Origin of the sequence: Empedobacter stercoris (genome assembly GCF_025244765.1) — a bacterium.
Taxonomy (GTDB): Bacteria; Bacteroidota; Bacteroidia; order Flavobacteriales; family Weeksellaceae; genus Empedobacter; species Empedobacter stercoris.
Genome location: NZ_CP104209.1, coordinates 2,553,156 through 2,575,381 on the forward strand (window position 1 = coordinate 2,553,156; position 22,226 = coordinate 2,575,381).

The window sequence follows — 22,226 nt, forward strand, 5'->3', positions numbered from 1 at the left end:
TTTAATGGCAATAATAATGCCAAGTAAAGATACGAAACTTATCAACAAATATAAAAGATTATGGCAAAATTAACAACTCGTGCTGAGGATTATTCTAAGTGGTACAATGAGCTTGTTGTAAAAGCGAATCTAGCTGAAAATTCGAAGGTTAGAGGTTGTATGGTGATTAAACCATACGGATATGCTATTTGGGAAAAACTACAAGCAGAACTAGACAAAAGATTTAAAGAAACTGGTCATCAAAATGCTTATTTCCCCTTATTTGTTCCTAAAAGTTTATTCGAAGCCGAAGAAAAAAATGCAGAAGGTTTTGCAAAAGAGTGTGCAGTTGTTACACATTATCGATTAAAAAATGATCCAGATAACAAAGGAAAATTGATCGTGGATCCCGAAGCAAAGTTAGAAGAAGAATTAATTGTTCGTCCGACTTCCGAAGCAATCATTTGGAGTACTTACAAAGGGTGGATACAATCGTATCGCGATTTACCAATCTTAATTAATCAATGGGCAAATGTTGTTCGTTGGGAAATGCGTACACGCTTATTTTTAAGAACAGCTGAATTTTTATGGCAAGAAGGACATACTGCTCACGAAACACAAGAAGAAGCAATTGCAGAAGCACAACAAATGCAGGAAGTGTATGCTGATGTGGTAGAGAATTTTATGGCTATTCCAGTTGTAAAAGGTAGAAAATCAGATTCTGAACGTTTTGCTGGTGCTGATGATACGTATACAATCGAAGCATTGATGCAAGATGGTAAAGCCTTACAAGCGGGAACTTCTCACTTTTTAGGTCAAAATTTTGCGAAAGCATTTGATGTGAAATTTGCAAGTAAAGAAGGTAAACAAGAGTATGTTTGGGCAACTTCTTGGGGTGTTTCTACTCGTTTGATGGGGGCATTAATTATGACTCATTCTGACGATTTAGGATTGGTTTTACCTCCGAAATTGGCACCAATTCAAGTGGTGGTTGTTCCAATTTATAAAACTGAAGAACAATTAGAAGAGATTCGTCAAGTGGTTGATAAATTTACGTCAGAATTGAAATCGAAAGGAATTTCAATCAAATTTGATGATGATGATAAAACGAAACCAGGATGGAAATTTGCTGAATACGAACTGAAAGGTGTTCCTGTACGAATTGCAATAGGTCCAAAAGATTTAGAAAAAGGTCATGTTGAGGTAGCGCGCCGTGATACGTTAGAAAAACAATTTATTGCTTTAGATCATGTTTCAACAGAGGTAGAAAAATTATTAGAAGATATTCAAAATAATTTATTCCAACGTGCAGTAGACTTCCGCGATACGCATACAACAGAAGCTTCAACTTTCGAAGAATTTAAAGATATTATCGAGCAAAAAGGAGGTTTTGTTTCTGCCTTATGGGATGGAACAGAAGAAACGGAAGAAGCAGTGAAAAATGCAACAAAAGCAACTATTCGTTGTATTCCTCAAGCGTTCGAAATACCAACAGAAGGAGTGGATATTTTCTCTGGAAAACCTGCAAAATACAGAGTTTTATATGCGAAAGCGTACTAAAAATTAAATCTTACTAATAAAAAAAGAAGCTATTTATAGACTGCACCCAAAAGTTTGGACAGATTAAAAATTAATAATTATAAAAATGAGTTCGATATTGTATCGGGCTCATTTTATTTAAGTTCGATTTTATTCTATCGTTATTGTAATAGTAAATGTATTGTTTTATTTCTTTTTTTAGCTCTTCAATAGAATTAAATTTTTGTAAATAAAATAGTTCCGATTTCAGTATTCCGAAGAAATTCTCGATAATAGCATTATCTAAGCAATTTCCTTTTCTACTCATACTTTGTATGATTCCTTTTTCATTTAATAAAGCCTGATATTGTTTCATTTGATATTGCCATCCTTGATCTGAATGTAATATCAAATCTTTAGTGTCTTTCGTTATTTTAAATGCCTTTTTAAGCATTTGAGTTACTTGATTAAAAACAGGTCGTTCGCTTAACTCATAGCTGATAATTTCTTGATTGTACAGATCCATTATCGGTGATAAATATAGTTTTTTATCTTTTACTTTAAACTCGGTAACATCTGTTACCCATTTTTGGTTGGGTTTATCAGCCTTAAATGCTCTTTGCAAGATGTTTGGTGCAATCTTTCCTTGTTCTCCTTTGTAAGATTTGTATTTTTTTCTTCGAATCAAACTCTTTAATCCTAAGCTATTCATCAGTTTAAGAACAGTTTTATGATTGATGATAGTTCCTGATTTTCTTAATTCATCGGTAATTCGTCGATAGCCATATCGCCCTTTATGCTGATGATAAATGGATTTTATCTTAAGTTTTAATTCCTCGTATTTATCTGTTTTACTACGTGAAATATGATAGTAAAAGCTGCTTCTAGCCATATGTGTACAATCTAAAAGTAAATTTAGATGAAATTCTGGCCTTAATTCATTTATGGCTTGCGTCCAAGTTTCTTTTGTTTTTCTTCCTCGGCTTGAATTAAGGCATTGAACTTTTTTAAGAGTGCAACTTCACAACGTAAACGTTCAATCTCCAACAATAGTTCTTCTTCTCTTGTTAACGGTTGTTTCGATTTTTTAGGTCCACCCTTAGATGTGCTCATAGTCTTGGGACGGCCTTTTGGTTTGGGTTTTAATCCGTCTATTCCAAAGGTAGCAAAATCTTTTTGCCATTTTATAATAACCGATTCACTTGGAATATTAAATTTCAAGCGTGCTTCACGCAAACTAAGAAACTGTTTGGTTATAGTCTTAATAACTTTCAACTTAAATTCAACGCTATACGTTTGGTTTTTTTTAGGTTCTATACCTGAAATTCCTTGATTATGATAATCAGAAACCCATTTCTTTAATAAAGAAGCATGTATATTTTCTTTTTTACTAATTGAACGTATTGTTCGATGTTTTTCTAAAACTTCTTTCACACAGCGTAACTTAAATGCTACACCATATTTTACTTTTCTTGTCATAAAAAATGCCCCCAAAAGTGTCTAACTTTTTGGGGGCAGTGTATTTATAGCTTCTTTTTTTATTTTGTCTTATGTTATTCTGATGTAATTGCTGTAGTAGGAAAACTATTTTTTTTAGTTTTTAACACGTTTAAAATAAATTCTTTGAATCTGGATACTCTTAAATATTTTGGAAATGAAGTTTCCTTTTTTTAGAGTAATATGTATTCATTCTTCAACGTTTTATGTGAGTACCCTCCCACTTAGACCGAATAAACCTCCCTATTTATTCGGTATAGATGCGATAAAAACGCACTATAGAGGTAGTATAAAGGCGTTATAGAAGGATGAATGTAAGCAATCGAATTGAAAGAATCTTGAAAAAATAGAAGCGTTTCTAATTCATTGAAGCTGATTGATAAATATAGTATATTATGGTCGATTTCTATCAATCTTTTATTAAAATTAATTGAACAAATTTTCCAATAAATTCTCAAACAAAAACTGTTCTAATTGTTATAATTAACTATGGTAGGGCGAAGAAAGGGAAGATTTAAACAAAGGAATAACAAAAATTACCTATAATTTCTTAAATTTACCTACAGAAGTTCTTTGGAATGCATCCAAAAAGATCAATTATACCTACGATGCAAGTGGTGTAAAGTTAAGAAAAATCGTAACAGATGGGACTACCATTACTACAACCGATTATTTAGGTGGTTTTCAGTGCCAAAACAATGTATTACAGTTTTTCCCAACAGTAGAAGGATATGTTAATGTGACCAATGGTATAGCATTTAGTTATGTGTACAATTATACTGATCATTTTGATTCATGAATGAAAAACTTTAATAAAGTTTTTCGTGAAATGACCCGAGTGAAGCGAGTGTCCGCGTAAGTTATGCATGGGACAATGTAAACAGTAAATTAAAAACCGTAAACGAAGACCATTATTATCCGTTTGGCTTACAACACCAGGGGTATAATAAACCACCGAAAGATATTACAGGAGGTATTGGAAGTGTGGAAATAGGCATTGGATTAGGAACAAGTTCTGGTTCTGCGAATTATAAGTACAAATACAATGGTAAAGAGTTACAAGATGAATTAAACCTAAATCTGTACGACTACGGCGCAAGAAACTACGATCCTGCTATAGGACGTTGGTTTAATGTGGATGCTATGGCTCCTAAATATTTTTCTCATAGCCCTTATACTTATACTCTTAATAATCCTATTTATTTTATTGATCCTGATGGAATGCAAGTAGCAGGACCAGGAGATGAAGATGACCCTATTGAACTTCAAACAGTGGTAGTTTATGCTTCAAAATCTAATAATTCTGGATTTTCAGGAATTAATATTAATATACCTACACCTGATCTTAAATCTGCCTTTTTTGGTAATCATGTAGATAGAGCCTACAGAAATGTACTTTCTCCTAAAAATATAGATAGATATTTAATAATGCAAAATGCTAAAAGAGAAGCTGAATGGGGATTAGTTAAAGGTTCTGCCTTTTTATTATCTCCAATTATTTTACCCGAATTAGTCGCTTATGGATCAATTGTTGGAGAATCAAAATTTATTATAGTTGTTATTAAAACAGCTACTGATGTATATACACAAACTATTTTTAGTGATAAACCTGAAGATGTTAATATAGTTTCTGCTGTTGCAGGAGCTGTTGTTCCGTCTGCATTTTCTGGAGCAGCCTCTGAGACTACTCAATTAGGACAAATAGCTTTAGATCCAGAAAAAGAGCTTACTTCACAAGATGTAACTAAAGCAATACTAAAATCAACTTTATTACCGTTTCAAAGTAATATTTTTACTGGTGTAATAAAAAATACAGGAGGAGGTGACGTCGCCGCAGAAGTTACTGGAGCAGTTATAAATAAAATTGGCGGAAATAGTATTGATGAAAAAGTTGAAAAATATATAAAACCTTAGTAAATGAAATTTAAATTATCCAAAACTCAACAGTATTTTTTAGGAATATTAATTGTAGCAGTAATAGGTTCAGTTTTACTTCTAAATCAAAAAAGAAAATTTTCAAAACTTATGATTAGTTCCGAATATACTATAGGAACGATTTTTGATTTTAAAAAAAATCCAAGAAGGGACGATCAATTTCTATATTCTTTTAAAATTAATAATATAGAATATAAAAGAGAAATAGCATTCAATAAATCTAATAATCTTTTTGTAGGTAAACGCTATTTTGTTGTATTTGAAGAAGGAAATCCTGAAAATTCAATGCTAATACCATTTTTATTTGTGCCAGATACCATAACAGAAGTACCCGCAAAAGGTTGGCAAGAACCACCAATTCCTATAGATAAAAATGAAATAAAAAAATTTTTAGAGAATTATTAAGAGGAACATGGTAGTGTTCCAGATGTGTTGGTAGAATACAAACATATTTAACAATGCCACAAAAGGCAAACCAAGGTTTGTCTTTTGTTATTTTATCAGTTTTAATAAAGCTTTAATTTCGGTAGTGTATCAGATGTGTTGTTGACTCGTAAAAGACACACAAACAATATTTTAATTATAAAATAACTTTACCCAATGGTGGACTAATCTCTATTATTGGGTATTTTTATTCACTTAAAACAACTAAAATCAATTCATTTGATAAGTTTGTGTATCAGATGTGTTGGTAGAAAATTTTAACACAATTTATCATTAACAATGTATGACAAAATCAACTTTTATGATAGAAAATCAAGCAAAAATGTGTTCCAATTGTTCTGATAAATTAATCAAATATGGAAAAACGAAGAACGGAAAACAACGTTATAAATGTAAATTTTGTCATCATACCAAAGTAGAATTTTATAGTTATAAGGCTTATCTTTCCACCATAAATTTCAATATTATCCAATTAACCAAAGAAGGATTAGGGATTAGAAGTACAGCTCGTTATTTACAAATATCTCCAACCACACTACTCAAACGGCTTTTAGAAATCGCTTCAAAAATAATTCCACCCAAACTAACCATAGAAGATAGGGAATTTCAAGTCGATGAACTCAGAACCTTTCATAAAAAACGCCTAAAACCTATTTGGATTACCTATACTTTTTCACTTCACACTCGAAAAATACATACTTTTCATGTCGGTTATCGAACAATAGAGATCTTCAAAAAACTCCTTAACCCTATCATTCAAACAAAACCAACAAAGATTTATACCGATAAACTCAATACTTATCGGTTAGTTATTCCTTCTGCACTTCATTCAACCAGGTTTCGATCTACCAATCATATCGAAAGAAATCACCTTAATCTACGCACTCATCTGAAACGATTAAACCGAAAAACCATTTGCTACACAAAAAACATGGACATACTATCCGCTATCCTAACCATTTATTTTTGGAGCTGAACTACCAGACTATTTATCCAAATAAATCAATCTTACTAAAATTTTATAACACCTTTTATGTAAAACAGAAATATAAAACCTCCAAATGGAGGTTTTTTTTATGATTTGTAATTTAAGATTATGTTTAGTAGGTATATTGTTTAAAATACAATTTTTTATATCCTTAAAAATCATTAAATTTGTATCCAAGTGAATACAAAAAGAAATGTACTTTATTGAAAAAACTACTGATTTTGATAAATGGTTTCGTAAGTTAAAAGACTTACGAGCAAAGGCTAAAATTTTAGTTAGAATTCAAAAATTAGAAAAAGAAGAACACTTTGGAGATTGTGAACCTGTTGGCAATGGAATTCGAGAATTATAGATCAACTATGCTAAAGGATATAGAGTGTATTTCAAAGAAATGGATGGTAAAATAGTAATTCTGCTTATCGGAGGAGATAAATCTACTCAACAAAAAGATATTGAGAAAGCTAAAGAAATATGGGATAAATTAAAAAAATAAAGAAACATGGAAACATCAAAATTTGATATAGCCGATTATTTAGATAGTAATGAAATGATTGCTGAATACTTAAATGCAGTCTTAGAAGATGGTAATGAAAATGAAATCATCACTGCTATTGGAAACATTGCAAAAGCAATTGGAATGACTAAAATAGCAGAAGAAACAGGTCTTAGTCGTCCAAGTTTATATAAAGCTTTATCTGATGGTTCAAAACCTCAATTTGGAACTATAATGAAAGTTTTAAAAGCTGTGGGAGGACAAATACAAGTAAATCCTGTTCAAGCTTAATAGATAAATATAGACCTCCTAATTGGAGGTTTTTTTAATGCCCTATAATATCAATTATGTTTAGTAGGTGTTCTCATTAAAACCAATCTCTATTTTAGAAGTGACAAGTATTTTTCATACTCCTCTATCTCCATTCTAATATCACTTTTTTCGGGTATAATGAGTAAAATAATAAGTCAATATTATATTAACGTATTAAATTTTAATTAATAATTAAAATAATAAACATAAAATTTTTAAAACCTAACAATCATATAAATAATAATTTATCCATTTATTAAACAAATAATTAATGACTAAATTATATTTACTCACTCCTATTTAATGTTATATATCAATAAATTAGTAAATTAGCAACTCAATTAAACTATGTAAAACCTGTAATACAGGATAAGGACATAATTAGCTAAACCAACTAGCTTTTTCTTAAGAAAAGCTAGTTTTTACATTTTAGTAATCAATTTAAAGAGAACGTTAATCTAACAATATAATTAATTTAAAATGAATAGTTTATAATTTATTTCAACAACGTACATTGAACAAATTTCACCTTGATAAATGACAAAAACAAAATTATGAAACGCTATAACATTCAAAAACTACCCTAAATAAATAGTTAAACAAATACAATTAAGAATATGAATTATAATAAATTTCAATTATTTTTTATTTTTATGTCGTGTATTTTTAGTTATTCCCAAGTAGGGATTACAAAAAAAAATACGATCGACATACATGAACATGCCATCTTACAAATAGACGGACAATATAATGGAGATAATTATGGAGTAATGCTTCCTGCAATTACAAAAGAAGAGTATTTACCTCTATATAATTCTTCCGAACCAGATAATTATGAAGATGATCCTACAATGATAGGAAACATTATGCATAATACCACTTATTCTACTTTTCATAGCTATAATGGACAGGAATGGTTGAATGAAGCTAAAGATAATACTAGTTTCGAAGCAAATAGAGCTCGTTTTACAACAAATGGTAATGAAGAAAGAGCTGTTACATGTGGTTCAGTTGTAGTTGTTATTGTTTGTGGTCGTCACGAACCCTTAGATTTTCCTAAAGAAGTTTACAATAATTTAGGGATTATAAAACGACCTGGACGAACTACAAGTTCTTCTGGTAACAGAGAGCGTGCTGATTCAGAATTTGCTATTACACAAGATGGTGTTTATGAAATAGCTATTAATATTCCGTCGAAAACAGTAGGAGTTTTATCTTTAACAGGAGATCCTCAATATCAGCTTTATCTCTATAAGAATAACTCTTCAATTAATACGACTAATGAAACAAAATTATTAACTTTTTTACCAGACGCGTATTCTGTTCTTGGAATTGGAGGAGATTCTAATACAGCAGCGTTTGCTACAACTACGGTTCGATTACAAGCAGGAGATTCTCTTGTTTTAAGAATACACTCTCCTTTAGCAGGAGTAGGATTAGGAAATAGTCTTACAGCTAAAGATAATCCAACAATAGCAGCTAATTATGCAAGAGAAATATTATTTACTAAAATAAGCGATTAAGATGAGAATAAATATACCATTATTAATAAGTGTAGGCTTATGTATTTTATATAGTGCTAATGGGCAAGTCAAAATATCGGCTAATGGGGATGGAATTGTACATCCTAAAGCACTTTTACAAGTGGATAGTAATACACAAGGTGTGATTTTACCAAGTGTTAATAACGAAACGGAATTACCTCACTATGACTTAGCGCAACCTGATAATTATACAAATGTAGAAATAGACAATGGTTTGTTAATGTATAATAAAGCGACCAAAGAAGTAATGAAATACGATGGATACAAATGGTTGTCGAGTAACGAAAAAAGTATCCGAAATTATCGTAATTTGACCATCTTGGGGTCTGATGCTCCGAATGAAGTGGTAGCAAGTGTTTTGGGAATTACAGGACGTCCAATTATAAAATATACGATATCACATAATCCAGATAGAAATATTATAAATAACCTTGGACTTATTGTTAACCCTAATGGAGAGGTAACGATTATAAAAGATGGATATTATAAAATAAACCCTTCTCTGAAAGCTACTGGAGCCGGAGGTTTAGCTGTTGGTAATGTTTCTATTATTCTGTCATTGCAGGCATTGTATGTTGGAGCAATAAATGATGGTTGGCAAAAAATTAATGAAAACAGTTACTTACTCGATGGATTAGTTATAACTGTTGGGAATTTTGGAACAGTAAATTCTTTTAATGTAATAAAATATTTAAAGTCAGGTGATAAAATTAGAGTAAAAGCTGGTATTACAGCAGGTTCCGGAATATCTTTAGGAGCTGGCGTTACCTTTGTACCAAGTGACATAGATTCATATTTATACATCGAAAAAATAGACTGATAATGAAAAAACATATATTATTTAATTTAGTAATATTTTTAACTACATTAGTTACAAATGCCCAGGTTAATATTGGAAGAGAAACAGCTATCAGTGATAAAGGAATTTTGAACCTTATTAATATCGAAAATAATGCTGCAAAATCTAAAGGAATGATGATTCCCACAGTAGAGAACGAAACCGAATTACCTTTGTATAACACATCAGAAGTAGATCTCTTTACAGATGACCATACTATGGAAGGTATGGTAATGTATCAAAAAGATATACAGCGTGTAGTCGTTTACGATGGTGAAAAATGGAAATCTATGCTTTACGAAAAAAATCGTAACAAATCTACTCGACTTAGTATGAATGCTTCGGATCCATATCGTCCAAAAATAGCATGCGTTTTAGTTGGGTGTGGAAGAAATGATGTCCCTTTTGGTTTATATAATAGTCAAGATGATTACGATGAATTAGGTATTTTGGATACAAGTGGAATAGTAAATGATAACTTTAATAATTTTACCATCAAAGAATCTGGCTTCTATCGTATTCTTGTCAGTCTGAAAGTAAAAACATCTGGGTTACATGTTACTCCTCCTGTTATTTCTTTTCAAGGAATAAAAAATGATTATATACTTGCTCGAAATGATATTGAACTCAACGAAGTTATTTTAATTACAGCAGGTGCAAACAGAACAGGTTCAATGGAATTTGTAGGGATGTTTAACAAAGGTGACAAATTTAAAATACAAGTATCAGCAGGTGTAGCTATACTTACTGTTGCAGATGTTTATACAGTAGAACCTGAAGATCAGACATTCATAAGCATAGAAAAACTATTTTAATTATAAACTTAAACTGACTATAATACTTTTTTTATTTTTTCTGCAACTATAAATACACAAGAGGGAGTTGGAATAAAACAACAAAGAGAAATTTTACATGTTTATCCTTTAAGAAATATAACCAATGTTGCATAAAGTACAACAGCTTATTTTTTTGGTACAAAATGTGACTGAAATGTAGCAATAGGGAATAATTCACCAAAGGTGAAGTCGTGTGTTATGTACAAGGAGGAGAAAGTCAAGGAATCTATAATGGGGTAGTGTTCCAAATGTGTTGTTTTTACACAATACTCACAAAAACAATTAATTAACTATAAAATAATTTTACTCAATAGTGGACTAATCTCTACTATTGGGTATTTTTATGCGTTTAAAACAGCTAAAGTCAATTCATTTGATAACCTTGTGTATCAGATGTGTTGTTATTTACACAACGTATTAATTCACAATAACACAAAAGGCAAACGTTTGTTTGCCTTTTGTTATTTTATAAAGTGGTACCAAATTATAGAATTTCATGCAAAAATAATAGACCAACTAATATGCTTTTTTTAAACAATATTCTTCGACACTTGTTCGAAGAAATAGACTATTTTATCATTCAAAAAAATAGAGGATAAAACAGGACGTATACCTTATTGCATAAACTGTAATTTGTCGCCAATAATAATCAATAGGTCAATAGAAAAGGAGCTATTAATTAGCTCCTTTTCTATTTTGATGTCTTTTGTTGTGTAACTCTTTTAATGTGGCGCGCTGTTCTGGCGTAAAAACATTATCGATTTCATTAAATTCTTTTTGACGAACTTCTCTCATTTTCTTTTTCAATTCAAGTTTTTCATCAACATAACTGTCTTCAATTTGTTTTATTTTGATGACTTGTGCATCTGTCAAATTCAAATCTTTTTTTAATTGTTGTAGTTTTTGCTCTCTCGAACCTTCTTTTCTATCTTGCGCTGATGCAGTTGTTAAAGTGAAAGCAATTAATCCCAAACCTAAATATTTATAAAATGCTGTTCTCATAATTATCAACTTTTACTGTTTATTCTCTCTTAAGACATCAAATAACAAAAAAGGTTTAATCTAAGTTTTGTTAAATTTTTAATCGAATAATACAATAACTTATAAAAGATTGTAACAACAATAGTTGAATTACGACAAATTTTTTTGAATATTTTTTATTATGAATTAAACCTTTTTGAAAAAGGTTTGTCTAATAAGTTGTAAAATTTAGAACTACGTAAAAGAAAAATTGAACAAATGAGGTTAAGAAATTTATTTGCTCTAATGTTTATTTGTGTTTGTGCAAGTTTGAATGCACAAGAACTTTTAAAAATTAGAGGTAAAGTCTTGTCGAGCGACAACAAACCTGTAGAGTACACTACAATATCGCTTGAAAGTACTGAAGAAGGGGTTGTAGCCGAAGGTGCTACAGATGCAAAAGGTGATTTTGTGGTAGAAGCACAAGCAGGAGAATATATTTTGGTCATAGAACCAATGGGGTATGATGTGATAGAAAAGCAACTTAGCTTAACATCAGCTTTAGATTTAGGAACTTTTTCTGTGAAAGGTTCTCAAACTGTTTCTTTAGATGCCGCTGTTGTAACGGCAGAAAAACCAATCTACAAAGTAGAATTAGATAAGAAAGTTTATGACATGGCAAACGACCCGATGTCACAAGGTCAATCGTTGTCAGACGCTTTAGCGAATGTGCCATCTGTACAAGTTGACGCCGAAGGTAACGTTTCGCTTCGTGGAAATGATAATGTCAAATTTTTGATTGATGGTAAACCATCAGGTATGTTAGGTGTTTCGAGTGTAGCAGATGCTTTAAAGAATATTCCGGCAGAAAATGTAGAACGTATCGAGTTGGTGACAAATCCATCGGCGCGTTATGAAGCTTCTGGTTCGGCAGGGATTATTAATATTGTCTTGAAAAAAGGATCGAATGCTGGTTTTAATGGTTCTGTAACTTTGAATGGAGGGATTCCAACCATGATTGGAGGAAATGTGAACTTAAATTATAAAACGAAAAAATACAATATCTACACAACTTTAGGATCTCGTTATGCGGATCGAGAAGGAGAAGGTTCGGCTTTTATGACAAGTTTTAATAAAGGTACTGATGTCGTAAAACAATACAGATCAACGGATCGAGATAACAATAGAATTAGAAGAAATTATAATATTCGTTTAGGTGGTGAATATTATTTAGATGATAAAAACACAGTAGGTTTATCGGCTGGTTATCGTTATAATAATGGAAATAATAACGCGTTGGTTGATTATAATTATTTTGATAATGCGATGACTTTCTTGAAAAATGAGTACAATCTTCAAGATGAAAAAGAAATCGAGAATAACTTTGATTTTGATTTAAACTACAAACATGAGTTTGATAAAAAAGGACACGAGTTTGTTTTCACAGGTCGATTCTCAAGTCAAAAAGAAGATGAAGATGGTTTGGTTAAAGGATTAACAAAAAGATTTGACAATACAACAAATTCGTATGTTGATGAGTTTTCAAATCGTATTACAGATAATTTAGAAGATCAGAAAAATGTTGTCATAACAGCAGATTATGTACGTCCAATTGGAGAAAAAGGGAAGTTCGAATTGGGAGCTCGTGCAGATTTTAGTGATACAAAAACAAATAATAGAACTTATTTCTTAGAAGATAATGGCAATTATGTGGAAGACGATAGGTTTTTTGCAAATGTAGATAACCAACAAAATGTATTAGCCGCTTATACACAATACGGAAATGCGATTGGAGAAAAGTTCCAATATTTTGCAGGTTTACGCGTGGAAAGTTCTGATATGAAAATTAAGAATTATACGACAGGAGAAAACATCTCTAAAAAATACACAGATTTATTTCCAACGTTAACGTTAAACTATAAGTTTACGGATAAAAACGAGATGCAATTAAGTTATTCTCGTCGTGTTCGTCGTCCAATGGGATTCATGTTAATGCCTTTCTTCTCTGCTACAGACGATAGAAATGTAAGAAACGGAAATCCAGATCTTAATCCTACCTATACAAACTCTTTAGAGTTATCTTATATTGCTTCTGTGGGTAAATTAATGGTTACACCAAGTTTATTTTACCAAAGAACAACAGATATGATTAACCAGTTTCAACGTAAAAATATCAACGATAGCGGAGAAGATGTATTCATTACAAAGCCTATAAATGCAGGTGAAGAAGATCGTTATGGATTAGATTTAACAGCAACTTATAAACCTGCAAGATGGTGGAATTTGATGTTGAATGTGAATTTATTTGGATACAAAAGAACAGGATATTACGAAGAAACGAATGAAATAAAAGATCCTGAAACAGGAATTGTTTCTACTCAAGTAGACGCACAAGATTTTTCTGGTGACGGATTTAGTTCTCGAGGACGCTTATCATCTAACTTTACTTTACCAGCAGATTTCAAAATTCAAGTTGCTGGAAATTACATGGGAAGTATGAAAACCGCGCAACAAAAAATTGAAGATAACTTGTCAATGGATTTTTCTTTATCAAAAGATTTATTTAATAAACAAGCTACTTTATCTTTAAATGTACGTGACGTTTTTAATTCAAGAAAACGTGAAATGACACAATACGGATCGGATTATATTAATTATCAAAGTATGCGTTGGATGAAACGTTCGATTAATTTATCGTTTACTTATCGTTTCAAGAACACAAATGAAAAAGATAGAAATAGACAACGTCCTGAAGCAGAAGAGATGGGAGAAGAAATGCAAATGTAGGCAGCTTCTTAGGTTGTTATAGATCATAAAAAAAGGTTCGCATTTGCGAACCTTTTTTTATAAAATCAAGCGAAAATTAAGATTTGTTTTTCAACAAATCACGAATTTCAGCCAATAATTCTTCTTGTGTTGGACCAGCAGGCGCTTCTTCTGCAGGCGCTTCTTCTCTTTTTAATTTATTGATTCCTTTAATCATTACAAATAAAGCGAAAGCAACAATTATGAACGATATTGAAGCTGATATGAACATACCGTATTTAATTGCAGTACCCGGAATTACTAATTCAGCTAAATTGTTTAATTGTAATTTTTCTAATGTTGGAGTTAAGATTGCTGGAGTAATAATGTCTTCTACTAAAGAAGTTACAATTTTACCAAAAGCACCACCGATCACAACACCGACAGCTAAATCTACTACGTTGCCTTTTACAGCAAACTCTTTAAATTCTTTAAAAAATCCCATAAGTTTAAATTTATTTCAAAAGTTTATAATATTTAATTTGGTTGATTGGTATCTAATCTATTTTTAGAAGAGATGAATAAGTAAAGACCGATTAACATAAATGGAATACTTAAAATTTGACCATTGTTTAGTCCAATGTTTATAGCTTCGGCAACAGCTTCTTCGCCTTGGTTTTCTTTGAAAAACTCAACAACAAATCGGACTAAAAATAATAAAAATAAGAACACACCTAACATAGCGCCAAGATATTTTCTTTTATCTGTTTTATGATACATATAAAGCATGATAAAGCCTAATATAAAATAGCCAATTGCTTCATAAATTTGAGCTGGATGACGAGGAATAATTTCTCCATATCCTAAACTTTGTTGATGAAACTTTACTGCCCATGGTAAATCGGATGCTTTTCCAACGATTTCAGAATTATAAAAGTTTCCAATTCGAACAGCTGCTCCGCCAAATGGAACAACAACTGCCATTCTATCTAACAACCATAAGACATTACGATGCAAATATTTTCGACTAAATAAATACGAAGTTAAGATTACTCCCAATGCAGCACCATGACTTGCTAATCCGCTAAATCCTACAAATTCGTAATTTTGTAATAAACCAAAAAAAGCACTTTCTCCTGGAGCGTGTTGTACAGGTAAAAAGACCTCGATAGGTTTTTCTATAAAAGCAGAAGGATCATAAAATAAATATTCTCCCAATCTTGCTCCCGCAATTGCTCCGATAAAAGTATATAAGAATAAAGGATCAAGTAATTCTTTTTTCTGATTTTCTTTTTTGAAAATGTTTGACATCAAATACCAACCTACAACAAAGGCTAATATCCAGCACAAGCTGTAAATATGTACTTTGAATCCACCTACTTCAAATAAATAAGGTGTTGGATCCCAATTGATAAACGAAATTAAGTTAAGCATTAATTTTTCTTTTTAGGTACAGGGTCATATCCATGTCCTCCCCAAGGGTGACAACGACCAATTCTTTTAGTTCCGAGCCACAAACCTTTTAATAAGCCATGTTCTTTTAATGCTTCAATCATATACGATGAGCAAGTTGGTTGATACCTACAATTACTTCCCATCCACGGAGAAATTGCTAACTGATAAAATCGAACCAATAAAATAAATGGTTTTACCAAAAAATTGTTCATCTCGCAAAGTTAATCAATAACAGAAATAAAAAAGAATCAATCCAAAAGATTTATACTTTGCAGATTGATTCTTAAAAACAATAATCGTATTATAAAAACTATTTTTTAATATAGCTTGCAGGATCTAAAGCTTTGTACGACCAGTTTTGTAAAAACTCTAAAACCACTTTCGGATCATGACCTTTTGCTTCTTTGCTTTCTAAATAAGCAGAGTTTTGCGTATGAATCAAGTTTCCTTTCTCATCTAAGATTACAAAAACAGGAAAACCAAAACGCTCTGGATGTTTCAAAGCAGCTAATGTTTCTTCATTTTTATTATTTTTCGAATAATTCACATGAACGACTTCGTAATTATTCGCGATATAATTTTTTACTTCTTCATTTTCTTTTGTCAACTTATCAAACATGATACACCAAGCACACCAATTTCCACCAACTTGTAACAAAATATGTTTCTTTTCAGCAGAAGCCTTCTGTACAGCATTCGCAATATCTACTTTAGGATTCGCTTCTTCATTATAAATTTTTGGCTTTTCTGTTTGTTGACCAAATACAAAGCTCAACGATAGCATCATTAAGCTAAAAAACATGGTTAATTTTTTCATTTCAAATTCTAAATATTAATTCGAATTTACAATAAAAAATTATGCCGAAATATTTTTTCTACGAATTAATGATATTGTAGCATGAATTTAGTTTTTCTTGAACCGAATTTATTTCACCATTTTTTTCATTTCGTTTAATTTGATTAATCAAATTGATAGAGAATTTAGATTCAAATTCTAATCGATCTAATTCGATCTCATAAAAATTAATTTGATGATGAATTTGCTTAAAATAGTAATTTACCAACTCCGTGTACATTAATTTAAGCTCTTGATTCACTTTGATAAATTCTACGAACTCTTGTAATTCAATCAAAAAATCAACCATTTGCTTGTTGATTTCAGTTTGCTTATCATTTAGTTCAATTTTCTTTAAATAATCAGTTGATAAAGCAATTTTATCACCCAAAAGTTGGTGCTTTCTTGTTAAAATCAAAGCACATTCTAACGCTTTCTTCATCATGTTTAATTTTTATTCTATGACAAAGAAAATAGATTCAAAAGCCAAAATATGTCGCTTAAAAAATCATTCAATTTGGCAAAACATTCGTTAACTTTGAAGTCTAAATAGGATTTTATGAATACGCCTTTAGCCGAAAGAATGCGTCCCAAAACGCTCGAGGAATACATTAATCAGAAACATTTGGTAGGAAATAATGGTCCAATTAAAATGATGTTGCAACATAATATGATTGCTTCGATGATTTTTTGGGGCCCTCCAGGAACTGGAAAAACAACACTTGCTCAATTAATTTCTGAATTAACAGATCGTCCTTTTTATACATTAAGTGCGATAAATTCTGGCGTGAAAGAAGTGCGCGAAGTGATCGAAAAGGCGAAGAGTCAAAATTTATTCTCAGGAACAAAAAATCCAATTCTATTTATTGATGAAATTCATCGTTTTAATAAATCGCAACAAGATAGTTTATTAGGTGCTGTAGAAACGGGATTGGTGACATTGATTGGCGCTACGACAGAGAACCCAAGTTTCGAAGTGGTACCAGCTTTGCTTTCTCGGGCGCAAGTTTATGTTTTGAAGCATCTTGAAAAGGAAGATTTAATTGATTTAATAGAACGAGCTATAAAAAAAGATAGTGTTTTATCGCAATTAGATATAGAATTAGTTGAAGCAAATGCATTGTTGCGTTATTCGGGAGGAGATGCAAGAAAATTATTGAATGGGTTAGAACTCGTGATCAATAGTTTTTCTTCAACTGAGAAAATCATCATTAACGATGAAATTGTTCACGAACGTATTCAGCAAAATCTGGCTCGTTACGATAAAACAGGTGAGCAACATTATGATATTATTTCGGCTTTTATAAAATCAATTCGAGGTTCTGATCCAAATGGAGCGGTTTATTGGTTAGCAAGAATGATAGAAGGTGGAGAAGATTTAAAATTTATTGCACGAAGAATGTTGATTTCTGCTTCGGAAGATGTAGGAAATGCAAATCCAACTGCGATGATTTTAGCAAATAACACATTTCAGGCTGTATCGGTAATTGGTTACCCTGAATCTCGTATTTTATTGAGTCAATGTGCAATCTATTTAGCCAATTCACCTAAAAGTAATGCAACGTATTTAGCAATTGGTAAAGCGCAACAAATTGTAAAACAAACGGGCGATTTACCTGTACCTTTACATTTGAGAAATGCACCAACTAAGTTGATGAAAGACTTGGATTATGGAAAAGAATACAAATATTCGCACGATTTTCCAGGTAATTTTGCTGAACAAGAATTTTTACCTGATGAAATTTCTGGAACAACACTTTACGAACCAGGGAATAATAAGAGAGAATATATAGATAAACAATCACTTAATCAGAAGTGGAAAGGAAAGTATGGCTATTAAAAAAAATCTCAGTTAATTATGATTAACTGAGATTTTTAAGATTTAGATTGGTTACAATCTATAGTATTAGGTTGGTTGCACTGTATTTTGCAATTACTATGCCAAAGAGTTAATGAAAATTAAATAAAAACTTAATAAGTTGTAAAATAAAGATAATGAAACAAATACAAATTATAAACGGGCCTAATTTAAATTTACTTGGTATACGTGAACCAGAAATTTACGGCACACAAACATTTGAAGATTTTTTTATTGAAATGAAAAAACAATTTCCTGACGTTTCATTGCATTATTATCAATCAAATCACGAGGGTGATATTATCGATAAATTGCATGAAGTGGGCTTTGTCTATGATGGAATTATTTTAAATGCGGGTGCGTACACCCATTATTCTTATGCAATTGCAGATGCAATAAAAGCAATTAAAACAAAAGTAATCGAAGTTCATATTTCGGATATTTATGCGCGTGAAGATTTTAGAAAAAATAGTGTAACGGGTGAAAATTGTGAAAAAATTATTTCTGGAAAAGGATTAGAAGGATACAATGAAGCGGTTAACTGTTTTGTGAAATAATGACTTTAATTTGTATAAAGGCTATTTAATTATGAAAAGATTTATTGTAGGTTTAACCATAGGATTATCAATGATTAGTTGTGATTCTAAATCTGATAAAAATGATGATGGAATGAGAAATCAAGCTTTGTTAGCTTGCGAAACAGAAGCGATAACTTCTGAAATGTCTCCAAAAAAGAAAGAATTAGTTAAAGAGTATTGTAGTTGTGCTACAGATAAAATGTTAGAAGAATTTACCTATGCAGAAATGATGCAAATGAATAATCCATCCAAAGAGTTACAAGATCGATTGATGGAATTTGTAAAACCTTGCTTGCAAGATTTGAAAACGAAATCTGATGAATTAGGAGATTAAATACAAAAAGTCGGAACACAGTTCCGACTTTTTTAATATTCTTTTTTATATTGTTCTTTTTTGAATTCATCTACCAGATGCTCGTTTAAGCTGTCGATGTATCCCAAAATTTCTAATTTACCAATCTTACTCGAAGAAGAACTTGTAAATACTTTGGGTAATTCTTCCCAAGTTTTTAGCAATTCATTTTTATAATGAGTTAAGTTTTTTTGCATTTGTGTACTGGTTAGTTTGTCTAATTTTGTAAACACTATAGCGAAAGGAATTTGTTTGTTTCCAAGCCATTCCATAAACTGTAAATCTATTTTTTGAGGTGAATGACGCGAGTCAATTAATAAAAAAACATTGACTAAGTTTTTACGAAACTCAATGTAATCGTAAATCATTTTATTAAATCCTCCACGAACACCTTTTGGTGCTTTTGCAAAACCATAACCAGGTAAATCAGCTAAATACCAAGTGTCATCCATTTCGAATGTATTGATAAGTTGTGTTTTTCCTGGTGTTGCAGATGTTTTAGCTAATGCTTTTTTGTCTGACAACATATTAATTAATGATGATTTACCTACGTTAGATCGTCCAATAAAAGCATATTCTGGCTTGAATGGAGGAGGGCAATCTGTATATTTTTGCGAACTTTTTACGAATTCAGCTTTTTTAATCATATTTATGCTTTAGTAGCTGGATCCAATTGTTTTTCGATCAGCCATTTGTATAAAATTTCGTTAAACATCTCAGGATGTTCCATCATCGGAGCATGTCCACACTTATCAATCCAATAAAGAGAAGCATCAGGCAATTCTTCGTTAAATTCTACCGCAACTTCTGGTGGTGTAACATTGTCTTGTTTCCCCCAAATTAAACAAACAGGAATTTTGATGTCTTTTAAGTCTTCTTTCATGTTAGATTTAATCGCATCTCTGGCAATGTACAACGTTTTGATTGCTTTATTTCTATCGTTTACAGTGTTAAAAACATCATCAACAATTTCCTTTGTAGCAATCATTGGATCATAAAAAACTTCGCGTGTTTTACGTTCTACATATTCGTAGTTACCACGTTTTGGATAGGTTTCACCAAATGATTTCTCATACAAACCAGAACTTCCTGTCAAACAAAGAGCTTTTACATATTCTGGATGTCTATGACACACCATCAAACCAATATGTCCTCCTAAAGAATTTCCTACTAAAATAGCAGGTTCTTTAACGACTTCTTCAATGAAATTTGCAACATGTTTTGCAATATTCTTGATGTTTGTATTAAGAACAGATAAAGAATATAAAGGTAATTCTGGTGCGAAAACTTTATACCCTCTTTGCGCATAATAATTTGTAAGTGAGCTGAAATTGCTAAGTTCACCCATCAAACCGTGAAGTAAAACAATTGGTTGTCCTTCTCCTTCTTCTATGTAAGAGAACTTATCTTTTTTCTTTAAGCTAAAAAACATTTACTCGATATTAAGTCGACAAATTTAATTAATTATATTTTTTAAATAGTGCTTTATCTAAAAAACTTTAATAACTGTGTTTTGTCTGATCTAAAACAAGGTCTATATAAATGTTAAAATTCAAAATAAATAAGGGTTTTACGTGATAAAAACTCTAACTGTTTGATACTAAATTTCAAATTGTTAATAACTATTTCAATAAAAGTGGTAAAAAATGGTAATAAGTGGTAATATTTTTTTTATTTTTGAAAAAATTCTATCATGAATTCATTAATTGGAACATATGAGTGTAAGGTAGATACAAAGGGTAGACTCCCAATACCAGCGGGTTTGAAGAAACAACTTGCTGATTGTTTGGAGGATGGCTTTGTGTTGAAGAGATCTGTGTTTCAAAATTGTTTAGAGCTTCATCCGATGAAAGAATGGGAAAAAGTGATGAATGATTTGAACAAATTGAATCGATTTGTGAAAAAAAATAATGATTTCATTCGAATTTTTACGGCTGGATTAAAAATTGTCGAAGTTGATGCGAATGGAAGGTTACAAATCTCAAAAGATTTGGTGAAATTTGCAGAAATTAATAAAGAAGTAGTGCTGAATTCTTCTGTAAATATGATCGAAATTTGGGATAAAGACAAATACGAAGAGTCGATCAATGTAGATGATTTGGATTTTGCTACTTTGGCAGAAGAAGTAATGGGAAATTTAAGTGAAGATGAGTGAGTATCATAATCCAGTGTTATTAAAAGATAGTGTCGATGCATTAATTATTAATGAGTCGGGAATATATGTAGATTGTACGTTCGGGGGTGGAGGACACTCGCGTGAAATATTAAATCGTTTGGATCAAAACGGAAAATTGTTTTCGTTTGATCAAGATGTTGATGCAATTCGTAATAAAATTGATGATGATCGATTTGAGTTAGTTGAACAAAACTTTCGATTCTTAAAAAATAATTTAAGATTTCGTGGAGTAAAACAAGTGGATGGTGTTTTAGGTGATTTAGGGGTTTCTTCTCATCAATTTGATACACCAGAACGTGGTTTTTCAACTCGCTTTGATGGAGAGTTGGATATGCGAATGAATCAAAATGCAGCGCTTTCTGCAAAAACAATTATTAATGAATACGAAGAGGAAGAATTGGCGCGTATTTTTTATGATTTTGGAGAATTGCAAGGTTCATATCGTTTAGCGAGAGAAGTTGTCAAAGCAAGAGCGGATAAGCAAATCGAAACGATTGAAGAGTTGAAGCAAGTATTTTCGTTTATTCCTAAAATGAAAGAAAATAAATTTTTTGCTCAAATGTTTCAAGCTTTACGAATCGAAGTGAATGATGAAATGGCTGCGTTAAAAGATATGTTGACACAATGTGGAGAAGTTATTAAGCCAGGAGGGCGTTTGGTTATTATTTCTTATCATTCCTTAGAAGATCGTTTAACAAAACGATACATGAAAAATGGAATGTTCGAAGGAGAACCAGAACGTGATATGTATGGAAATTGGTCAGCGCCATTTAAACCATTGCAATCCAAAGTAATTGTTCCAACACAAGAAGAAATAAATGAAAATCCGAGAGCGCGTAGTGCAAAAATGCGTATTGCAGTTCGAAATGAGGATTAATAGATA

24 protein-coding genes are annotated in these 22,226 nt (G+C 31.3%); 15 read left to right on the top strand and 9 right to left on the bottom strand.

Annotated elements, in window-relative coordinates; translation table 11 throughout:
• Nucleotides 1–60: 60 nt before the first annotated feature.
• Complete coding sequence (gene proS / locus NZD85_RS12095) at nucleotides 61–1,539, top strand: proline--tRNA ligase (RefSeq protein ID WP_171621871.1); 1,479 nt, start codon at nucleotides 61–63, stop codon at nucleotides 1,537–1,539.
• A gap of 70 nt (nucleotides 1,540–1,609) precedes the next feature.
• Here the strand turns inward: proS and NZD85_RS14805 are convergent.
• Nucleotides 1,610–2,976 (bottom strand): IS3 family transposase gene (locus NZD85_RS14805; protein WP_396127064.1). Its coding sequence is split into 2 segments (ribosomal slippage): nucleotides 1,610–2,517 and nucleotides 2,517–2,976, totalling 1,368 coding nucleotides; the frame shifts between segments, so codons are not numbered across the junction.
• 1,002 nt (nucleotides 2,977–3,978) lie between these two features.
• Between NZD85_RS14805 and NZD85_RS12110 the strand changes: the two genes are divergently transcribed.
• From NZD85_RS12110 to NZD85_RS12145, 8 genes are all read left to right on the top strand, one after another.
• Nucleotides 3,979–4,908, top strand: a complete 930-nt coding sequence (locus tag NZD85_RS12110; RefSeq protein WP_260542015.1) for an RHS repeat domain-containing protein — start codon at nucleotides 3,979–3,981, stop codon at nucleotides 4,906–4,908.
• Between the two features lie 3 nt (nucleotides 4,909–4,911).
• A complete protein-coding gene (locus NZD85_RS12115; RefSeq protein ID WP_188319200.1) occupies nucleotides 4,912–5,334 on the top strand; it encodes a hypothetical protein in 423 nt (140 codons plus the stop codon).
• Nucleotides 5,335–5,656: 322 nt separating this feature from the next.
• The gene (locus NZD85_RS12120) at nucleotides 5,657–6,349 is read left to right on the top strand and encodes an IS1 family transposase (RefSeq protein WP_260542019.1); all 693 of its coding nucleotides are present in this window, start codon (nucleotides 5,657–5,659) and stop codon (nucleotides 6,347–6,349) included.
• A gap of 205 nt (nucleotides 6,350–6,554) precedes the next feature.
• Nucleotides 6,555–6,713, top strand: coding sequence for a type II toxin-antitoxin system RelE/ParE family toxin (locus tag NZD85_RS12125; RefSeq protein ID WP_260542021.1), 159 nt, complete (start codon nucleotides 6,555–6,557; stop codon nucleotides 6,711–6,713).
• A gap of 147 nt (nucleotides 6,714–6,860) precedes the next feature.
• Nucleotides 6,861–7,145, top strand: coding sequence for an addiction module antidote protein (locus NZD85_RS12130; RefSeq protein WP_171621877.1), 285 nt, complete (start codon nucleotides 6,861–6,863; stop codon nucleotides 7,143–7,145).
• A 638-nt stretch (nucleotides 7,146–7,783) separates the two neighbouring features.
• The gene (locus NZD85_RS12135) at nucleotides 7,784–8,689 is read left to right on the top strand and encodes a hypothetical protein (RefSeq protein ID WP_260542023.1); all 906 of its coding nucleotides are present in this window, start codon (nucleotides 7,784–7,786) and stop codon (nucleotides 8,687–8,689) included.
• A gap of 121 nt (nucleotides 8,690–8,810) precedes the next feature.
• Complete coding sequence (locus NZD85_RS12140) at nucleotides 8,811–9,530, top strand: hypothetical protein (protein WP_260542025.1); 720 nt, start codon at nucleotides 8,811–8,813, stop codon at nucleotides 9,528–9,530.
• A 107-nt stretch (nucleotides 9,531–9,637) separates the two neighbouring features.
• The gene (locus NZD85_RS12145) at nucleotides 9,638–10,363 is read left to right on the top strand and encodes a hypothetical protein (protein ID WP_260542027.1); all 726 of its coding nucleotides are present in this window, start codon (nucleotides 9,638–9,640) and stop codon (nucleotides 10,361–10,363) included.
• A 696-nt stretch (nucleotides 10,364–11,059) separates the two neighbouring features.
• On the opposite strand, the gene NZD85_RS12150 is transcribed toward NZD85_RS12145, so the two are convergent.
• Nucleotides 11,060–11,386 carry a Spy/CpxP family protein refolding chaperone gene (locus NZD85_RS12150; RefSeq protein ID WP_171621879.1) on the bottom strand — a complete coding sequence of 109 codons (327 nt, stop codon included), beginning with the start codon at nucleotides 11,384–11,386 and terminating at the stop codon, nucleotides 11,060–11,062.
• 237 nt (nucleotides 11,387–11,623) lie between these two features.
• On the opposite strand from NZD85_RS12150, the gene NZD85_RS12155 reads away from it, so the two are divergent.
• A complete protein-coding gene (locus NZD85_RS12155) occupies nucleotides 11,624–14,131 on the top strand; it encodes an outer membrane beta-barrel family protein (protein WP_171621880.1) in 2,508 nt (835 codons plus the stop codon).
• Between the two features lie 76 nt (nucleotides 14,132–14,207).
• On the opposite strand, the gene mscL is transcribed toward NZD85_RS12155, so the two are convergent.
• The 5 genes from mscL to NZD85_RS12180 all read right to left on the bottom strand — a co-directional run bounded on the left by mscL (nucleotide 14,208) and on the right by NZD85_RS12180 (nucleotide 16,824).
• Entirely contained in the window at nucleotides 14,208–14,594 is a 387-nt protein-coding gene (gene mscL / locus NZD85_RS12160; RefSeq protein ID WP_171621881.1) for a large-conductance mechanosensitive channel protein MscL, read from the bottom strand.
• Between the two features lie 32 nt (nucleotides 14,595–14,626).
• The gene (gene lgt / locus NZD85_RS12165; RefSeq protein ID WP_260542030.1) at nucleotides 14,627–15,523 is read right to left on the bottom strand and encodes a prolipoprotein diacylglyceryl transferase; all 897 of its coding nucleotides are present in this window, start codon (nucleotides 15,521–15,523) and stop codon (nucleotides 14,627–14,629) included.
• Nucleotides 15,523–15,756, bottom strand: a complete 234-nt coding sequence (gene yidD / locus NZD85_RS12170) for a membrane protein insertion efficiency factor YidD (RefSeq protein WP_171621883.1) — start codon at nucleotides 15,754–15,756, stop codon at nucleotides 15,523–15,525. Before yidD ends, lgt begins: the two co-directional genes overlap by 1 nt.
• A gap of 98 nt (nucleotides 15,757–15,854) precedes the next feature.
• Nucleotides 15,855–16,361: a thioredoxin family protein gene (locus NZD85_RS12175; protein WP_171621884.1), complete on the bottom strand. Its 507-nt coding sequence runs from the start codon at nucleotides 16,359–16,361 to the stop codon at nucleotides 15,855–15,857.
• 58 nt (nucleotides 16,362–16,419) lie between these two features.
• Nucleotides 16,420–16,824 carry a hypothetical protein gene (locus NZD85_RS12180; RefSeq protein ID WP_225539857.1) on the bottom strand — a complete coding sequence of 135 codons (405 nt, stop codon included), beginning with the start codon at nucleotides 16,822–16,824 and terminating at the stop codon, nucleotides 16,420–16,422.
• Nucleotides 16,825–16,938: 114 nt separating this feature from the next.
• On the opposite strand from NZD85_RS12180, the gene NZD85_RS12185 reads away from it, so the two are divergent.
• The 3 genes from NZD85_RS12185 (at nucleotide 16,939) to NZD85_RS12195 (ending at nucleotide 19,149) form a co-directional block, all read left to right on the top strand.
• Nucleotides 16,939–18,219, top strand: a complete 1,281-nt coding sequence (locus NZD85_RS12185) for a replication-associated recombination protein A (protein ID WP_171621886.1) — start codon at nucleotides 16,939–16,941, stop codon at nucleotides 18,217–18,219.
• A 155-nt stretch (nucleotides 18,220–18,374) separates the two neighbouring features.
• Nucleotides 18,375–18,794, top strand: coding sequence for a type II 3-dehydroquinate dehydratase (locus tag NZD85_RS12190; RefSeq protein ID WP_260542035.1), 420 nt, complete (start codon nucleotides 18,375–18,377; stop codon nucleotides 18,792–18,794).
• A 31-nt stretch (nucleotides 18,795–18,825) separates the two neighbouring features.
• Nucleotides 18,826–19,149 (top strand): hypothetical protein, encoded by a 324-nt coding sequence (locus tag NZD85_RS12195; protein ID WP_171621888.1) that lies wholly within the window; start codon nucleotides 18,826–18,828, stop codon nucleotides 19,147–19,149.
• Between the two features lie 32 nt (nucleotides 19,150–19,181).
• On the opposite strand, the gene yihA is transcribed toward NZD85_RS12195, so the two are convergent.
• Complete coding sequence (gene yihA, locus NZD85_RS12200; RefSeq protein ID WP_171621889.1) at nucleotides 19,182–19,814, bottom strand: ribosome biogenesis GTP-binding protein YihA/YsxC; 633 nt, start codon at nucleotides 19,812–19,814, stop codon at nucleotides 19,182–19,184.
• A gap of 2 nt (nucleotides 19,815–19,816) precedes the next feature.
• The gene (locus NZD85_RS12205; protein ID WP_171621890.1) at nucleotides 19,817–20,599 is read right to left on the bottom strand and encodes an alpha/beta fold hydrolase; all 783 of its coding nucleotides are present in this window, start codon (nucleotides 20,597–20,599) and stop codon (nucleotides 19,817–19,819) included.
• 261 nt (nucleotides 20,600–20,860) lie between these two features.
• Between NZD85_RS12205 and mraZ the strand changes: the two genes are divergently transcribed.
• Both mraZ and rsmH read left to right on the top strand, forming a co-directional pair.
• Nucleotides 20,861–21,322: a division/cell wall cluster transcriptional repressor MraZ gene (mraZ, locus tag NZD85_RS12210; protein WP_225539369.1), complete on the top strand. Its 462-nt coding sequence runs from the start codon at nucleotides 20,861–20,863 to the stop codon at nucleotides 21,320–21,322.
• Nucleotides 21,315–22,220 carry a 16S rRNA (cytosine(1402)-N(4))-methyltransferase RsmH gene (gene rsmH, locus NZD85_RS12215; protein ID WP_171621892.1) on the top strand — a complete coding sequence of 302 codons (906 nt, stop codon included), beginning with the start codon at nucleotides 21,315–21,317 and terminating at the stop codon, nucleotides 22,218–22,220. Before mraZ ends, rsmH begins: the two co-directional genes overlap by 8 nt.
• Nucleotides 22,221–22,226: the final 6 nt, after the last annotated feature.

What these genes read in the sequence shown, in the direction of transcription:
- proS (WP_171621871.1), top strand. Translation starts at nt 61, where the DNA reads ATGGCAAAATTAACAACTCGTGCTGAGGATTATTCTAAGTGGTACAAT.
- NZD85_RS12115 (WP_188319200.1), top strand. Translation starts at nt 4,912, where the DNA reads ATGAAATTTAAATTATCCAAAACTCAACAGTATTTTTTAGGAATATTA.
- NZD85_RS12120 (WP_260542019.1), top strand. Translation starts at nt 5,657, where the DNA reads ATGACAAAATCAACTTTTATGATAGAAAATCAAGCAAAAATGTGTTCC.
- NZD85_RS12125 (WP_260542021.1), top strand. Translation starts at nt 6,555, where the DNA reads ATGTACTTTATTGAAAAAACTACTGATTTTGATAAATGGTTTCGTAAG.
- NZD85_RS12130 (WP_171621877.1), top strand. Translation starts at nt 6,861, where the DNA reads ATGGAAACATCAAAATTTGATATAGCCGATTATTTAGATAGTAATGAA.
- NZD85_RS12135 (WP_260542023.1), top strand. Translation starts at nt 7,784, where the DNA reads ATGAATTATAATAAATTTCAATTATTTTTTATTTTTATGTCGTGTATT.
- NZD85_RS12150 (WP_171621879.1), bottom strand. Translation starts at nt 11,386, where the DNA reads ATGAGAACAGCATTTTATAAATATTTAGGTTTGGGATTAATTGCTTTC.
- NZD85_RS12155 (WP_171621880.1), top strand. Translation starts at nt 11,624, where the DNA reads ATGAGGTTAAGAAATTTATTTGCTCTAATGTTTATTTGTGTTTGTGCA.
- mscL (WP_171621881.1), bottom strand. Translation starts at nt 14,594, where the DNA reads ATGGGATTTTTTAAAGAATTTAAAGAGTTTGCTGTAAAAGGCAACGTA.
- lgt (WP_260542030.1), bottom strand. Translation starts at nt 15,523, where the DNA reads ATGCTTAACTTAATTTCGTTTATCAATTGGGATCCAACACCTTATTTA.
- yidD (WP_171621883.1), bottom strand. Translation starts at nt 15,756, where the DNA reads ATGAACAATTTTTTGGTAAAACCATTTATTTTATTGGTTCGATTTTAT.
- NZD85_RS12175 (WP_171621884.1), bottom strand. Translation starts at nt 16,361, where the DNA reads ATGAAAAAATTAACCATGTTTTTTAGCTTAATGATGCTATCGTTGAGC.
- NZD85_RS12180 (WP_225539857.1), bottom strand. Translation starts at nt 16,824, where the DNA reads ATGATGAAGAAAGCGTTAGAATGTGCTTTGATTTTAACAAGAAAGCAC.
- NZD85_RS12185 (WP_171621886.1), top strand. Translation starts at nt 16,939, where the DNA reads ATGAATACGCCTTTAGCCGAAAGAATGCGTCCCAAAACGCTCGAGGAA.
- NZD85_RS12190 (WP_260542035.1), top strand. Translation starts at nt 18,375, where the DNA reads ATGAAACAAATACAAATTATAAACGGGCCTAATTTAAATTTACTTGGT.
- NZD85_RS12195 (WP_171621888.1), top strand. Translation starts at nt 18,826, where the DNA reads ATGAAAAGATTTATTGTAGGTTTAACCATAGGATTATCAATGATTAGT.
- yihA (WP_171621889.1), bottom strand. Translation starts at nt 19,814, where the DNA reads ATGATTAAAAAAGCTGAATTCGTAAAAAGTTCGCAAAAATATACAGAT.
- NZD85_RS12205 (WP_171621890.1), bottom strand. Translation starts at nt 20,599, where the DNA reads ATGTTTTTTAGCTTAAAGAAAAAAGATAAGTTCTCTTACATAGAAGAA.
- mraZ (WP_225539369.1), top strand. Translation starts at nt 20,861, where the DNA reads ATGAATTCATTAATTGGAACATATGAGTGTAAGGTAGATACAAAGGGT.
- rsmH (WP_171621892.1), top strand. Translation starts at nt 21,315, where the DNA reads ATGAGTGAGTATCATAATCCAGTGTTATTAAAAGATAGTGTCGATGCA.